This window comes from Mesorhizobium sp. CCNWLY176, from assembly GCF_037153935.1.
GTDB classification, from domain to species: Bacteria; Pseudomonadota; Alphaproteobacteria; order Rhizobiales; family Rhizobiaceae; genus Mesorhizobium_M; species Mesorhizobium_M zhangyense.
Genome location: NZ_JBBBDZ010000007.1, coordinates 281,644 through 295,438, shown reverse-complemented (window position 1 = coordinate 295,438; position 13,795 = coordinate 281,644). Strand labels below are relative to the sequence as shown.

Here is a 13,795-nt window from a genome sequence, read left to right as displayed (position 1 = left end):
GCGCCACCAGCCCGCCATCGGGATATAGCCGGGAAACTCCACCTTCCGGCGGTCCAAAGAATGGTATCGGATCAAAAACGGCCGAGGCTCTAATCGCCGCTGGATGAAAGTTCAGTGGCAGGTCAACAAATGGATTTGCAGATTGTTGAAACTTCAGAATCTCTTGATAGCTAGCAAACGACATGGTTTCCCTCTGACCGCATCTTCTTGAGCGGAGAATGTCGCTTGCCTTCTGCTAACTCAATGGCGCTGCCCTAAATTTCCAACGATTCTAATGCTCACCCCCGCATCTTTTCACCCGCCGGATCGAACAGCGGCTGGATGTTGATGCGGGCAGGGCGGCGGTGCCCGAGGATTTCGATCTCGAACATGCCTTCATTGTCGTTTTCGGCGAGTGCGGCAGGCAGATAACCCTGCGCCAGGGACTTCTGGACGTAATGCGCATAGCCGCCCGACGTCACCCAGCCGACCACGCGCCATTCGCCATCGACGATGCCGCGAATGCTTGACGCGCCTTCGTGGGCTTCCGACGTGCGGGTCTCGGCACCAGTTTCGTCGAAGCGCGGGGCACCATAGCCGTGCGGCTTGTCGATCGTGCCGTGATCGGTTGCGCCGACCTTGGCCCAGATCGGCTCGTCGCCCATCACGTCGGCGCCGTTGGCTTCCACGATCATCGATACGCGGCGAAGTTTCGGCCCTTCAGCCTGTTCCTTGGCTGCTGCGTCACGCCCAACGAAGTCTTTTTTCTCCAGCCGGGTGAAGCGGTCCATCGAGCCTTCGAACGGCCCGTAGATCGGCCGCAATTCGCGGAACCATGTCGGGAAATTCTTTTCGAGGCGCATGGATAGCAGGGCGCGCATGCCGAAATCGACGATGCCGAATTCCTCGCCGGCGTCCTTGATCGCCTTGTAGACGAGCCGCTGATAGGCTGGCGCCATCCAGATTTCGTAGCCGAGATCGCCGGTGTAGCTGATGCGGTTGACCATGCAGGGCGCGCCGCCGACAGCCATCTCGCGGAAATCCATGAAGCGGAAGGCCTTGGTCGACACGTCGGCATCGACCAGCTTGGCGAGCAGGGCCTGCGAGCGCGGGCCGGCAATCGAGAGGCCGACCAGCGTCTGGTCGAAGCGATGGATGCGAACGGAACCATCCTTTGGCAGCTGCTTTTCGAACCAGCGCATATGGTATTTCTGCGCGGCCGACGAACCCCAGATCATGAAGCGGTCCTCGGCGCATTTGGCGATGGTGAAGTCGCCGATCAGCTTGCCGAACTCGTTGAGCATCGGCGTCAGCACCAGACGCCCGGTCTTCGGCATGCGGTTGGTCATCAGGCGGTTGAGGAAATTCTCCGCACCGGGGCCGCTCACCTCATATTTGGCGAAGTTGGCGATTTCGGTGACGCCGACGCTTTCGCGCGTCGCGCGGACTTCGTTGCCGATGTGCTCGAAATCATTGGAGCGGTGGAAGGAGACGATGTCCTTGGGCTCGGTGCCTTTCGGCGCGAACCAGAGCGGCGTTTCCAGGCCCCATGAGTCGCCCATGACGGCGTTCTGGGCCACCATGGTGTCGTAGAGCGGCGTGGTTTGCGCCGGGCGCGCGGCCGGCAATTCCTCGTTGGGGAAACGGATCGAGAAGCGGCGCGAATAGTTTTCGCGCACCTTGGCGTTGGTGTAGCGCAGGCTTGCCCATTCGCCGTAGCGGGTGACATCCATGCCCCAGACGTCGAAGCCCGGATCGCCATTGACCATCCAGTTCGACAGCGCCAGCCCGACACCGCCACCCTGTGAAAAGCCCGCCATGACGGCGCAGGCCGTCCAATAGTTCGTCAGGCCCTGAACCGGCCCGACCAGCGGGTTGCCGTCGGGCGCGAAGGTGAAGGGGCCGTTGATGATCTGCTTGATGCCGGCGTTCGCAATACCCGGAAAATGCTTGAAGCCGATTTCCAGCGACGGCGCGATACGGTCGATATCGGGCTGGAGCAGTTCGTGCCCGAAATCCCAGGGCGTGTTGACCGGCGACCATGGCTTACAGGCCTTTTCATAAGTGCCGAGCAGGATGCCGTTACGCTCCTGGCGGGTGTAGATCTCGCCCTTGAAATCGAGCACGCCGACCATTTCGCGGCCGGTTTCCTTATTGAACGCCTCGACCTCGGGCATCGGCTCGGTCAGCAGATACATGTGCTCCATGGCCAGCACCGGCAGTTCGAGCCCGACCATGCGGCCGATCTCGCGGGCCCACAGGCCGCCGCAGTTCACCACATGCTCGGCCTTCACCGTTCCCTGTTCGGTGACGACGTTCCATGTGCCGTCGACCTCCTGCGTCAATTCCTTGACCGGGTTGCGCAGCACGATCTGCGCACCGAGCTTTTGGGCCGCCTTGGCATAGGCGTGGGTGGTGCCGGAGGGGTCGAGATGGCCCTCGACCGGGTCCCACATGGCGCCGACGAAATTCGTCTCGTCCATGAAGGGGAACATCGCCTTGGCTTCGGACGGCGTGATCAGCTCCGTGTCCATGCCGAGATAGCGGCCCTTGGCGTGAGCCAGCCGCAGGAAGTCCATGCGCTCCGGCGTGTCGGCCATCATGATGCCGCCGGTGAGATGCAGCGAGCAGGACTGGCCGGAAATCTCCTCCAGCTCCTTGTAGAGCTGCACCGTATAGGCCTGCAGCTTGGCGACGTTGGGATCGCCGTTCAGTGTGTGGAAGCCGCCGGCCGCATGCCAGGACGAGCCGGAGGTCAGCTCCGAACGCTCGATCAGCATGACATCGGTCCAACCGGCGCGGGCAAGATGATAGAGCACCGAGCAGCCAACGACGCCGCCACCGATGACTACAGCTTTTACGTGGGATTTCATGTGGTTAGTTCCGTTGATGGGAGTTTTGAGTCAAGGCGTTCGCAGGCCCTATGCGGCCGCGATCGCTTCGATTTCCAGAAGCCAGCTTTCATCGAAAATGCCGGTAATGATGGTGGTCAGGCCGATCTGCCGACCCTCCAGCACCTCATTTCGGACACGGCGATAGTCGGCGGTGTATTTTCGGTCGGAAAGGAAGATCGTCACCTTGACGAGATTGTCGAGCGTCATGTCGGCAGCCCGCAACTGGGCGATCACGTTCTGCCAGGCGAGCCGGGACTGATCCTCGAATTTTTCGGGGACGCTGCCGTCGGCTGCTACCGGAATTTGGCCGCTGATATAGAGCGTTCGGCTGGCCCCGGTAACTTCCATGGCCTGCACGTAACCGCCGGCGGGCTGCGGCGCGTCGGGTGCGTTGATCGGTTTCAGTTTCATAATGTCCCTCAAAAATCCGTCGGTGCGCCGCCTTCGGCCCGGCGCTTGGCGACGAAGGCGTCGATCTCCTCGGTGATAGCCGGGTCCATATAGGGCTTCTCGTAGGTGGCGAGGCGCTCTTTCCAGATGCGGTTCGCCCGCTCCATGGCGGTGGGGCTGCCGGCTTCGGCCCAGGTCTCGAAATTGCGCCAGTCCGAAATAATCGGCGAATAGAAGGCGGTCTTGTAGCGGTCCTGGGTGTGCTGCGTGCCGAAGAAATGGCCGCCGGGGCCGACGGATTCGATGGCGTTGAAGCCGAGCGCGTCGTCGGAGAGGTCCAGCGGTGTCAGGAATTCCGCCACCATCTGCAAAAGGTCGATGTCGAGGATCGTTTTTTCATAGGAGCAGCGCAGCCCGCCTTCGAGCCAGCCGGCGCCGTGCAGGATGAAGTTGGCTCCGCCCTGGATTGCGCCCCATAGCGAAAACACGCTTTCATAGGCTGCCTGCGCATCGACCGTGTTGGCGGCGCAGACATTGGAGGTGCGGTAGGGGATCTGGTAGCGGCGCGCGAGCTGGCCGCCGATCATCTGCGCCTTCATATATTCAGGCGTGCCGAAGGCCGGAGCGCCCGATTTCATGTCGACATTGGAGGTGAAGCCGCCATAGCCGACCGGCGCGCCCTTCTTCACCATCTGCGTGAAGGCGATGCCCGAAAGCGCCTCGGCGTTCTGCTGCACCAGCGCGCCGGCCACCGTCACCGGGGCCATGGCGCCGGCCAGCGTGAACGGCGTGACGATCACGACCTGGCCGCTGCCGGACATCTGGATGATGCCTTCCATCATCGGAACGTCGAGCTTCAGCGGTGAGTTGGTATTGATGATGGTGTAGACCGAGGGTTCATCCTGCAACTGCTCGCGGGAAATGCCGCGCGCGATGCGGGCGATCTCGATGCCGTCGACATTGCGCTCCTTGCCGAGCGAGTAGATGTGAAAGACCTTGTCGGTCAGCGTCGCGAGATCGCGGATGCATTCCAGGTGTCGCACCGACGGGTGGATATCGACCGGCTCGACCGGATATCCGCCTGTCGTCTGCAGGATGTTGTGCATCTGGGCGAGTTTGAGGAAATTGCGATAGTCCGCCTGATTGCCGGGGCGGCGGCCGTTGTCGAGATCGGAGCAGTTTGGCGCGGACGCCATCTGCGAAATGACCAGATTGTTGCCGCCGAAGCGGACATTGTGGGCCGGGTTGCGGGCATGAAGCGTGAATTCGGCCGGTGCGTGTGAAATCAGCTCAAGGATCATGTCGCTGTCGAAGCGTACCCGCTCGGTGCCTTCGCGAACGTCGGCACCATGGCGTTTCATGATGGCGCGCGCCTCGTCATGCAGCACGTCGACGCCGATTTCCTTCAAGACGCGCAGCGAGGCGAGGTGGATCGATTCCAGCTCGTCGTCGGAAATGATCTTCGTCGGCGCAAAGGGGATTTTCAGCTGCCGGAACGGCGGCTGCTCGAAGGCCGCCGAGCCGCCGGCGCGCTTTCCGGCCCGCCCGCCGCGACGGGCGCGATCGGTGGCGAGAACCGGTTCTGCGGGATTGAGGGCAGCAGTCATGATGGGCCTCGTATTATGCGAAAATCAGGCTGCATAATGGACCGAGCCCAACGCGCTTAGTGCGGATGCGACGACCATTAGCGCGAGCAAAGCGACATGCCGGAGCGGAAGGTGGCCACTGGCCATGCATGCCGGCTTGAACCTTCAGGTCCGCATCGGCTAGAGTGGGCCATGGGCACGATCCACCCGCGAACCCTCGACATAGCCGTGACGCCTTCTTCCAGAACGCGCCACGTCGAGCTTTTGCGCCTGTGCGCCCGCATCGGCTACTCGCCGCCTTCCTTCCCTTGAATTCGCGCCGGCCTTGCCGGAATGATTCAACTGGAAGGAACAAGTCCATGACTTACCAGAATTTTTCGCTAGCGCAGCTGCAGGCGATCGACTCCGCACATCACATCCATCCCTTCACCGACCACAAGGATCTGCGTGCCGCAGGCGCGCGCATGATCACCCGCGCCAACGGCCCGTTCATCTATGATTCCGAAGGCAACGAGCTGCTCGACGGCATGGCCGGCCTGTGGTGCGTCAATATCGGCTATGGCCGCAACGAACTCGCCGAAGCCGCCTACGAGCAGATGAAGGAACTGCCTTACTACAACTCCTTCTTCCGCTGTTCGACGCCGACGCCGGTGCTGCTTTCCAAGAAGCTCGCCGAGATCGCGCCGAAGAACATGAACCAGGTCTTCTACGGTTCGTCCGGTTCGGAATCGAATGACACCGCGCTGCGCCTCGTGCGCCACTATTGGGCGCTGGAAGGCAAGCCGCAGAAGAACCGCATCATCTCGCGCAACATGGCCTATCACGGCTCGACCATCACCGGCGCCTCGCTTGGCGGCATGTCGGGCATGCACGAGCAGCTTGGCGGCGCGGTGCCAAACATCGTTCATGTCATGATGCCTTACGCCTATGAACTGGCGCTGCCGGGCGAAAGCGATCACGATTTCGGCCTGCGCGCGGCAAAGGCCGTCGAGGACGCCATCCTTGAAGCCGGTGCCGAAAACGTTGCTGCCTTCATCGGCGAGCCGATCATGGGCGCGGGTGGCGTAAAGATTCCGCCGGCAAGCTACTGGCCGGAAATCCAGCGCATCTGCCGCAAATATGATGTGCTTTTGATGCTCGACGAGGTCATCACCGGCTATGGCCGCACCGGCGAATGGTTTGCCGCGCAGACCATGGGCATCGAAGCCGACACGATCACCACCGCCAAGGCGCTGACCTCCGGCTACCAGCCGCTGTCGGCGCTTCTGATCGGCGACCGTATCGCCACCACGCTGGTGGAGAAGGGCGGCGAGTTCAACCACGGCTACACCTATTCCGGCCATCCGGTTGCCTGTGCCGTGGCGCTGAAGAACCTCGAGCTCATCGAGAAGGAAGGGCTGATCGAGCGCGTCAAGACCGACACCGGGCCTTACTTCGCACAGATGCTGAGGGAGCGTATTTCCGGCCACCCATTGGTTGGCGAGGTTCGCAGCATCGGCCTGATGGGCGCGATCGAGATCGTCAAGGACAAGGCGACGCGCGAGCGTTTCCAGCCGGTCGGCAGTGCGGCGGTCGTCGTGCGCGACCACGCGATTGCGCAAGGCATGATGCTGCGTGCGACGGGCGACTCGATGATCCTCTCGCCGCCCTTGATCTGGACCCGCGAAACCATCGACATGGCCGGCGAGCGCATCGCCAAGGCGCTCGACCTCGCCGAAGCCGATCTTCGCAAGGCAAGTTGAGACTGAAACGGGCGGGCGCGATGAATTCGCGTCCGTCCATTCACCACCGGAGACCGGCATGAGCGGCAAACCCATCGTTCCTCTGATCGAATACGAAATGGCGAACGATGCCGTTCGTGCCGTCTATGACGACATTATGCAGACGCGCAAAACCGACTGGATCAACAATTTCTGGAAGGTTCTGGCGCATGACCCTGCATTGCTGAAGCGCACCTGGGAAACGCTGCGCGAGGTGATGGGGCAGGGCGCGCTCGATCCGCTGGTCAAGGAAATGATTTACATCGCGGTCTCGGCGACGAATGGCTGCGAGTATTGTACCTATTCCCACACCGCATCGGCACGCGCCAAGGGCATGAGCGAGGCTCAGCTCATGGAGTTGCTGGCGGTGGTCGGCATGGCGAATGAAACCAATCGCCTCGCCAACGCTTTACGTCCGCCGGTCGACGTTCAGTTCGAGCCTCGCGGCTAGGAGAATTTCATGAAAAGCCGCAGCAACCGCCGGTCAGCCACGATAGCCGGAAACCTGATGCTCGCACCGATGGTGGCCGCCATGCGGCTGCCGACGATGCTGAGCGAGGACAGAAGCACCAATCCGTGGGGCACGGAGACGCTGCGCGCGATCAACGAGAAGAACGCGGCCATGGCCGAGGGCATGGTGGCGGCGCAGATGTCGCTGATGCAGTCGGCATCGAGTTTCTGGTTCGACGTATTTTCCGGCAGGACGCCGTCTCTGTTCAGCGGCGTTGCTGCCGACCGCGCCGTTCAGGCGGCGCTGAAACCGGCCAGCCAGCGTGTGAAGGCGAATTACCGCCGATTGTCTTCGAAGGGCTGAGGCAGACTTCACGCGGTCTAAAGGCAAAAACCGCGTCCTCCAGGCGGAAGAGCACGGCTTTGCCATTCATACGCATGGCCCTTCGCCACTGAAGATACGCTGCGAAGGTAACGGCTCCGGTACGCAAGACCTGATCCGGAGCGGTGGGCGGCTGCGAAGACCGCCTGCTCACTGTTCTAGCCGCACAACGTTACCGCGTGGTTAGCGAGAGCTTAATCAAATCTAAAAATTTGAATCTTTCGGCGAATTTACGGCGAAAACCTCTGCCGCTCGCTTACGCGGCGTCACCGCGCAGGAAGTTGATGATGCCGGAGAAGTCGGCGCCGCCCTGTCCCTGGGCGTTGAACAGCGCGTAGAGTTGAGCGGCTTCCGCACCGAGCGGGGTGACTGCACCGGCGCCCTGTGCAGCCTCCTGCGCCAGCTTCAGGTCCTTCAGCATCAGGGCTGCGGCAAAGCCGGGCTTGTAGTCGCGATTGGCTGGCGAGGTCGGCACCGGACCGGGCACGGGGCAGTAGGTCGTCAGCGACCAGCACTGGCCCGAAGACGTCGAGGAGACGTCGAACAGCGCCTGATGCGACAGGCCGAGCTTTTCGGCCAGCACGAAGGCCTCGGCCACGCCGATCATAGAGATGCCGAGGATCATGTTGTTGCAGATCTTGGCCGCCTGACCCGCACCGGCATCGCCGCAATGGACGATGCGTCCGGCCATCGGCTTGAGGATCGGCTCGGCCTTGGCGAAAGCATCAGCCGCGCCGCCGGCCATGAAGGTCAGCGTGCCGGCGGTCGCGCCGCCCGTGCCGCCGGAAACCGGCGCGTCGATGGAGAGAAGGCCGTGCTTCGCGGCGATGGCATGCGCCTTGCGCGCCGATTCCACGTCGATTGTCGAGGAATCGATCAGCAGCGCGCCTTTTTCCGCTTTCGGGGCGATGTCCTCATAGACCGACAACACATGCTTGCCGGCCGGCAGCATGGTGATGATGACCTCGGCGTCCTTGAGAGCGGTGACAGCATTCGCCATGACGGTGATGCCATGCTCGCGCGCGACGGTCAGGTTTTCGGGCATAAGGTCGAAACCCTGCACCGCATGACCCGCCTTGACGAGATTGGCAGCCATCGGATTGCCCATATTGCCGAGGCCGATGAAGGCGATGGTGGTCATGTTGAGGTTCCTCCGGGGTGTTAGGGGAGTAAGGGAGTAGGGCAGTAAGGCCGTAAGGGAGTGGGGCAGTATGTAGACAGGGAGTTCTTTCCCTACTGCCTTACTGCCCTATTCCCCTACTGCCTTCCGATCAAAGCCCGCGCGATGATCACCCGCATGATTTCGTTGGTGCCTTCGAGGATCTGGTGAACGCGCAAATCGCGCACCAGTTTCTCGATGCCATAGTCGTGCAGATAGCCGTAGCCGCCATGCAGTTGTAGGGCGTCGTTGGCGACGTTGAAGCCGGTGTCGGTGACGAAGCGCTTGGCCATGGCCGACCATTTGCCGGCATCCGGCGCCTTGCGGTCGAGCTTGGAGGCGGCGGTGTAGAGGAAAATGCGTGCTGCCTGCAATTCGGTTTCCATGTCGGCGAGCTTGAACTGCAGCGCCTGGAACTGGTTGATCGCCTGGCCGAAAGCCTTGCGTTCTGCCGTATAGCTCACCGCCTTGTCGAGCGCCGATTGCGCACCGCCGAGCGAGCAGGCGGCAATGTTCAAGCGCCCGCCATCCAGCCCTGACATCGCAATGCCGAAGCCTGCACCTTCGTCGGACAGGAGGTTCTCGGCGGGAACCTTGCAGTCCTCGAAGATGACCTGGCGGGTCGACTGCATGTGCCAGCCCATCTTGCTCTCGACCGCGCCGAAGGAGAGGCCCGGCGCATCCTTGGGTACGACGAGGGTGGAGATGCCTTTCGGGCCGTCCTGACCCGTGCGCACCATGGTGACGTAGACATCGCTGTCGCCGGCGCCCGAAATGAACTGCTTGGCGCCGTTCACGACATAGTCGCTGCCGTTGCGCACTGCGCGGGTTTTCAGGGCAGCGGCATCGGAGCCGGAACCCGGTTCGGTCAGGCAGTAGCTGGCCAGCCATTCCATCGAGGTCAGCTTGGGAATGAAGCGCTGGCGCTGTTCCTCGTTGCCGAAGCGGTCGATCATCCACGTCGCCATGTTGTGGATGGAGATGAAGGAGGCGAAGCCCGGGCAGGCTTTCGACAGGGCCTCGAACACCAGCACGGCGTCGAGGCGACCGAGCGCCGAGCCGCCGACATCGTCGCGCACATAGATGCCACCGAGCCCAAGCGGGCCGGTCTCGCGAATCACGTCTGCGGGGAAATGGCGCTGCTTGTCCCATTCGAGCGCGTTGGGGGCGACGCGATCCTGCGCGAAGGCCTCAGCCATCTCCTGGATGGCGCGTTGATCCTCGTTGAGATCGAACTGACCGGCGGTCGGGTCGACTGCGGCGTCCATGGCGTCCTCCCTGACGTTTCCCGGCATCCGAACCTTTTTGACACCGGACGGTTTGTCCGCGAAAAGTTGGTTTTGCCGCATGATCTGGTGCCAAAACTCTGCGACTTTTCGCGATCATGCTCTAGGCGTGCCGATCAATCTAGACCAATGATGCACCCGCGCAACCCGACCCCATGCGGAGCGGCTGTGCACAAATACATGCTCGAGGCCCGTTGTGACGATATTTTTTGAGGAACTGCTCGACCATTTTCGCGTCTTCCTGGCGACATTCGAGGATGAGCGCCTGCGTGATTTCACGGCTTCGTGCGACTGGGCGATGGCGCCGCGCGCGCTGGAGTCGAACGCTCTTGCGTGTCTGAGTCATCTCGACCGCACCGCCGAACTTGCGGCGGCCACGGCGAGACCTTTGGCAAAGTTCGTCGCGGATCATCGCTCAGGGCTGCGGTGGAGCCAGACCTACACGGCAGAGGATTTCGGCCAGCATTTCATCGACAATTACGGCTGGCTGGAAGTGTTTGGCACGCGCGGGCATTTTGAAAATGATGCTATGGCCGGCGGATTGCTCATTCTCGGCCCGAACATCGTCTACCCCGACCATCATCACGAGGCCGAGGAAATCTACATTCCGCTGACAGGCGGCACCGAGTGGCGCAAGGGCGATGGCGATTTCGTCATCAGGGAGGGCGGCGAACTCATTCATCATCCGTCCAACGTCAATCACGCCATGAAGACCGGGGAGGAGCCGCTGCTGGCGCTCTATTTGTGGCGCGGCGGGCCGCTTGCGGTGCGCCCGACCGTCACCGGCGGGCAGGGCTGAGCATCATGGCTAAGGCGATCATGCTTCAGGGCACGGGCTCGGATGTCGGCAAGACGGTGCTTGTTGCCGGCCTGTGCCGGGCGGCGAAAAAGCGCGGGCTGAAGGTGCGGCCGTTCAAGCCGCAGAACATGTCCAACAATGCCGCCGTTGCCGATATTCCGGGCGAGGCGGGCGGTGGCGAGATCGGCCGTGCCCAATGGCTTCAGGCGATAGCCTGCGGCGTCGCGCCATCCATTCATATGAACCCGGTGCTGCTCAAGCCGCAAAGCGATATCGGCGCGCAGGTCGTCGTGCAGGGCAAGGTGTTTGGCGAGGCCAAGGCGCGCGACTACCAGGCGATGAAGCCGCGATTGATGGGCGCGGTGCTCGATTCCTGGCAGAAGCTCGGGGAGGGCGCCGATCTCATTATAGTCGAGGGTGCCGGTTCGCCCGCCGAAATCAATCTGAGGCCGCGCGACATCGCCAATATGGGCTTTGCAACGCGGGCCGATGTGCCGGTCATTCTCGTCGGCGATATTGATCGCGGCGGAGTGATCGCGTCGGTTGCCGGCACGCATCTGATCCTGCCGGAGGAAGACCGGCGCATGATCGTCGGCTATCTCATCAACAAGTTCCGCGGCGACGTGACCCTGTTCGACGACGGTATTGCCGCGATCGAGCGCTTCACCGGCTGGCCCTGCTTCGGCGTCGTGCCGTGGCTGAAGGCGGCGGCGCTGCTGCCTTCGGAGGATTCGGTCATTCTCGAGCGGCTGACCTCAGGCGAAAAGCGGGCGCTGAAGGTCGCCGTTCCCATGCTTGGCCGCATCGCCAATTTCGACGATCTCGACCCGTTGCGCGCAGAACCCCAGGTCGAAGTGGTGTTTGTGCCGCCCGGCCAAAGGCTGCCGGAAGATGCCGGGCTCGTTGTGATCCCCGGCTCAAAATCCACCATTGGCGACCTGCTGATGTTCCGGGAAAACGGCTGGGATCGCGATCTGCTCGACCATCGCCGGCGGGGCGGCCATGTCGTCGGCATCTGCGGTGGCTACCAGATGCTTGGCCGCACCGTGCGCGATCCGCACGGCATCGAAGGTAGTGTTACGGAGGCCGAAGGGCTCGGCCTGCTCGACATCGAGACGGCGATGGAGCCGGAAAAGACGGTGCGCAACGTCACCGCGCGTTCGGTCCATTTCGATGTGCCGCTGTCAGGGTACGAAATTCATCTTGGTGCTACCAGCGGGCCGGATTGCCTGCGCCCCACGGCGATCATCAACAATGCCGACGATGGTGCGACATCTGCCGATGGCAAGGTCTTCGGCACCTATATGCACGGACTTTTCGGCTCTGATGCTTTCCGCGCGAAATTCCTCGAAAGCCTCGGCATCAAGGGCGGCGGCATCGATTATCGCTCCGAAGTCGAGCGGGCACTGGACGAGATCGCCGGGCATCTCGAGACACATCTCGATGTCGACGCAATCCTTGCCGCCGCGCGCTGATCAGCCGGCTTTCTCGTGCGCCTTGGGCCAGTAGGTGCCGAAGGACCAGATATTGCCTTCGGGGTCGGCGCAGATGAAGTCGCGGCTGCTATAGTCGCGGTCGGTCAGGCCTTCGAGAATTTTGGCGCCAGCGGTCTTGGCGCGCGCAAACAGGGCGTCGGGGTCATCGACAGCGACATAGGTGGATTTTCCGCCATTCTGGCCCGGCTCGCCGACCATCTTGCCATAGGCGTCATCGCGCGCCGTGCCAAGCATGATCATTGCGGAACCCAGTGCCAGTTCGGCATGCTGGACGATGCCCGTGTCGTCGGCGTAGCGGGCATGGACAGTAAAACCGAAGGCTTTGCCCAGCCAGTCGATCATCCCGGCGGCGTCGCGATAGCGGAAGGTCGGGTAAATGCGTGGCGGTTCGAGTGAAGCGGTTGCAGGCATGGTTTCCTCCTTCGCCATTGATAATGGATTGAACCCATTCTGGCGAAGCGCCGTTCCACCGTCTTGAAGAAATGTTACCCGTTCATGCGGCTTGCGCCAGCCAAGCAGCAGGCGTGGTGCCGGCCAGTTCGTGAAAGTCGCGGGCCATATGGGCCTGATCGGCATAGCCGCATTCGGCAGCAATGCCAGCCCATCCATCTCCCTGACTGCTCTTGGAAAGGGTCAGGACGTGGTTGAAGCGGACGATGCGTGACAGCGTTTTGGGTCCGATCCCGATCTCGGCGGCAAAGCGATTGGCAAGATGTTTGCGGCTCCAGCCGATTTCCGTCGCAAGCCTGCTGATCGGCATGCGCCCACCACTCGCCATCAGACGGTCGAAAGCCCAGGAAACCGGGGAGGGTGCTCGCGCCGCGCCGGCAAGGCGTCGGGTTACAAAACGCTGGGCCATTGCAAGACGCTGATCCCACGTTGCCACATCGCTCAAGCGTTCGCGCAAGTTGCGACCTTCGCGTCCCATCACGTCGCCGAGGTCGATCATTCGACCGGTCAGTTCGGTCATAGGCATACCGAAGAACCGCCGTGCACCGAGCGGCGTGAAATCGATCTGGATGCAATGGGCGTCACCGAAGGAGTCGATGACGACCGGTCCGGCAAACAGGCCGGCGGCGAAGCTTGTTACCCTGTCTTCGAAACCTGGCGTTCGGCCAAGCCCGATCGAAAACGCACCGCCGAAGCTGATGATCAGCGGCACCGTCAGCGAGGCGGCCTCGGTCTGGCGAAAATGCCCGGCCACGAGTTCGCGATAGCCGGTGATGCGCGTGACCAGACCGGTCAAAGCAGCGTCCGGCGCATGTTGCACCATCTCGAAGGCGCCCGCTTGAGGCGCAGCCAGTATCGAACGCGTTTCGGATACTTCGCTCATTCGGCGTTTCCTTCACGCCGAATCTAGCAGAACCGTGTGGTGACCAAAAGCACCCGACAATGTGCCGGATGCTTTTGTAAAAGTTCTAGACGCCCTTCAGCAGGCAGCCTGCCGCAAGGACGATATAGGCGATGGTCAAGATCCAGACTGACGCCAGAGGAATGAACGCAAGAACACCGAGCGCGGCTATGACACCGATTACGGCGATCACGAGTGAAATCAGGAAAACGATTTGGGTGGGCGCACTGAGATTCATGGTTGTCTCCCTCCGCATGATTCGT

Annotated in this window: 14 protein-coding genes; 5 read left to right on the top strand and 9 right to left on the bottom strand. The window is 62.0% G+C overall.

All coding sequences use genetic code 11. The features are described from left to right. The 4 genes from WBQ96_RS14620 to WBQ96_RS14605 all read right to left on the bottom strand — a co-directional run. The coding region (locus tag WBQ96_RS14620; RefSeq protein WP_336550650.1) for a hypothetical protein at positions 1-184 on the bottom strand (184 nt) is incomplete at its 3' end. A gap of 94 nt (positions 185-278) precedes the next feature. Next, the gene (locus tag WBQ96_RS14615) at positions 279-2,852 is read right to left on the bottom strand and encodes a GcvT family protein (RefSeq protein ID WP_336550651.1); all 2,574 of its coding nucleotides are present in this window, start codon (positions 2,850-2,852) and stop codon (positions 279-281) included. A 48-nt stretch (positions 2,853-2,900) separates the two neighbouring features. Next, positions 2,901-3,284, bottom strand: coding sequence for a RidA family protein (locus WBQ96_RS14610; RefSeq protein ID WP_336550652.1), 384 nt, complete (start codon positions 3,282-3,284; stop codon positions 2,901-2,903). A gap of 8 nt (positions 3,285-3,292) precedes the next feature. Next, positions 3,293-4,870, bottom strand: a complete 1,578-nt coding sequence (locus WBQ96_RS14605; protein WP_336550653.1) for a trimethylamine methyltransferase family protein — start codon at positions 4,868-4,870, stop codon at positions 3,293-3,295. Positions 4,871-5,208: 338 nt separating this feature from the next. Here WBQ96_RS14605 and WBQ96_RS14600 point away from each other — a divergent pair, with 338 nt between their 5' ends. The 3 genes from WBQ96_RS14600 to WBQ96_RS14590 are packed head-to-tail and all read left to right on the top strand — an operon-like array spanning position 5,209 to position 7,423. Further along, complete coding sequence (locus WBQ96_RS14600; protein ID WP_336550654.1) at positions 5,209-6,591, top strand: aspartate aminotransferase family protein; 1,383 nt, start codon at positions 5,209-5,211, stop codon at positions 6,589-6,591. A gap of 58 nt (positions 6,592-6,649) precedes the next feature. Then, positions 6,650-7,060 carry a carboxymuconolactone decarboxylase family protein gene (locus tag WBQ96_RS14595; RefSeq protein WP_091912330.1) on the top strand — a complete coding sequence of 137 codons (411 nt, stop codon included), beginning with the start codon at positions 6,650-6,652 and terminating at the stop codon, positions 7,058-7,060. Positions 7,061-7,069: 9 nt separating this feature from the next. After that, positions 7,070-7,423, top strand: a complete 354-nt coding sequence (locus tag WBQ96_RS14590) for a hypothetical protein (RefSeq protein WP_165113018.1) — start codon at positions 7,070-7,072, stop codon at positions 7,421-7,423. Positions 7,424-7,697: 274 nt separating this feature from the next. On the opposite strand, the gene mmsB is transcribed toward WBQ96_RS14590, so the two are convergent. After that, a complete protein-coding gene (mmsB, locus tag WBQ96_RS14585) occupies positions 7,698-8,582 on the bottom strand; it encodes a 3-hydroxyisobutyrate dehydrogenase (RefSeq protein ID WP_336550655.1) in 885 nt (294 codons plus the stop codon). A gap of 116 nt (positions 8,583-8,698) precedes the next feature. Beyond that, complete coding sequence (locus WBQ96_RS14580; RefSeq protein ID WP_336550656.1) at positions 8,699-9,868, bottom strand: isobutyryl-CoA dehydrogenase; 1,170 nt, start codon at positions 9,866-9,868, stop codon at positions 8,699-8,701. 214 nt (positions 9,869-10,082) lie between these two features. Between WBQ96_RS14580 and WBQ96_RS14575 the strand changes: the two genes are divergently transcribed. Continuing rightward, positions 10,083-10,685 carry a dimethylsulfonioproprionate lyase family protein gene (locus tag WBQ96_RS14575; protein ID WP_336550657.1) on the top strand — a complete coding sequence of 201 codons (603 nt, stop codon included), beginning with the start codon at positions 10,083-10,085 and terminating at the stop codon, positions 10,683-10,685. Positions 10,686-10,690: 5 nt separating this feature from the next. Beyond that, positions 10,691-12,160 (top strand): cobyric acid synthase, encoded by a 1,470-nt coding sequence (locus WBQ96_RS14570; protein ID WP_336550658.1) that lies wholly within the window; start codon positions 10,691-10,693, stop codon positions 12,158-12,160. On the opposite strand, the gene WBQ96_RS14565 is transcribed toward WBQ96_RS14570, so the two are convergent. The 3 genes from WBQ96_RS14565 to WBQ96_RS14555 all read right to left on the bottom strand — a co-directional run bounded on the left by WBQ96_RS14565 (position 12,161) and on the right by WBQ96_RS14555 (position 13,770). Further along, positions 12,161-12,592: a VOC family protein gene (locus tag WBQ96_RS14565; protein WP_336550659.1), complete on the bottom strand. Its 432-nt coding sequence runs from the start codon at positions 12,590-12,592 to the stop codon at positions 12,161-12,163. It abuts the gene before it with no gap. 82 nt (positions 12,593-12,674) lie between these two features. Next, positions 12,675-13,514: an AraC family transcriptional regulator gene (locus tag WBQ96_RS14560; RefSeq protein WP_336550660.1), complete on the bottom strand. Its 840-nt coding sequence runs from the start codon at positions 13,512-13,514 to the stop codon at positions 12,675-12,677. Positions 13,515-13,599: 85 nt separating this feature from the next. Then, positions 13,600-13,770 (bottom strand): hypothetical protein, encoded by a 171-nt coding sequence (locus WBQ96_RS14555; RefSeq protein ID WP_091912345.1) that lies wholly within the window; start codon positions 13,768-13,770, stop codon positions 13,600-13,602. Between the last annotated feature and the right edge of the window lie 25 nt (positions 13,771-13,795).

Coding starts and splice junctions, on each gene's coding strand:
- WBQ96_RS14600 (WP_336550654.1), top strand. CDS start 5,209: ATGACTTACCAGAATTTTTCGCTAGCGCAGCTGCAGGCGATCGACTCC.
- WBQ96_RS14615 (WP_336550651.1), bottom strand. CDS start 2,852: ATGAAATCCCACGTAAAAGCTGTAGTCATCGGTGGCGGCGTCGTTGGC.
- WBQ96_RS14605 (WP_336550653.1), bottom strand. CDS start 4,870: ATGACTGCTGCCCTCAATCCCGCAGAACCGGTTCTCGCCACCGATCGC.
- WBQ96_RS14570 (WP_336550658.1), top strand. CDS start 10,691: ATGGCTAAGGCGATCATGCTTCAGGGCACGGGCTCGGATGTCGGCAAG.
- WBQ96_RS14560 (WP_336550660.1), bottom strand. CDS start 13,514: ATGAGCGAAGTATCCGAAACGCGTTCGATACTGGCTGCGCCTCAAGCG.
- WBQ96_RS14590 (WP_165113018.1), top strand. CDS start 7,070: ATGAAAAGCCGCAGCAACCGCCGGTCAGCCACGATAGCCGGAAACCTG.
- WBQ96_RS14565 (WP_336550659.1), bottom strand. CDS start 12,592: ATGCCTGCAACCGCTTCACTCGAACCGCCACGCATTTACCCGACCTTC.
- WBQ96_RS14610 (WP_336550652.1), bottom strand. CDS start 3,284: ATGAAACTGAAACCGATCAACGCACCCGACGCGCCGCAGCCCGCCGGC.
- WBQ96_RS14555 (WP_091912345.1), bottom strand. CDS start 13,770: ATGAATCTCAGTGCGCCCACCCAAATCGTTTTCCTGATTTCACTCGTG.
- WBQ96_RS14595 (WP_091912330.1), top strand. CDS start 6,650: ATGAGCGGCAAACCCATCGTTCCTCTGATCGAATACGAAATGGCGAAC.
- mmsB (WP_336550655.1), bottom strand. CDS start 8,582: ATGACCACCATCGCCTTCATCGGCCTCGGCAATATGGGCAATCCGATG.
- WBQ96_RS14580 (WP_336550656.1), bottom strand. CDS start 9,868: ATGGACGCCGCAGTCGACCCGACCGCCGGTCAGTTCGATCTCAACGAG.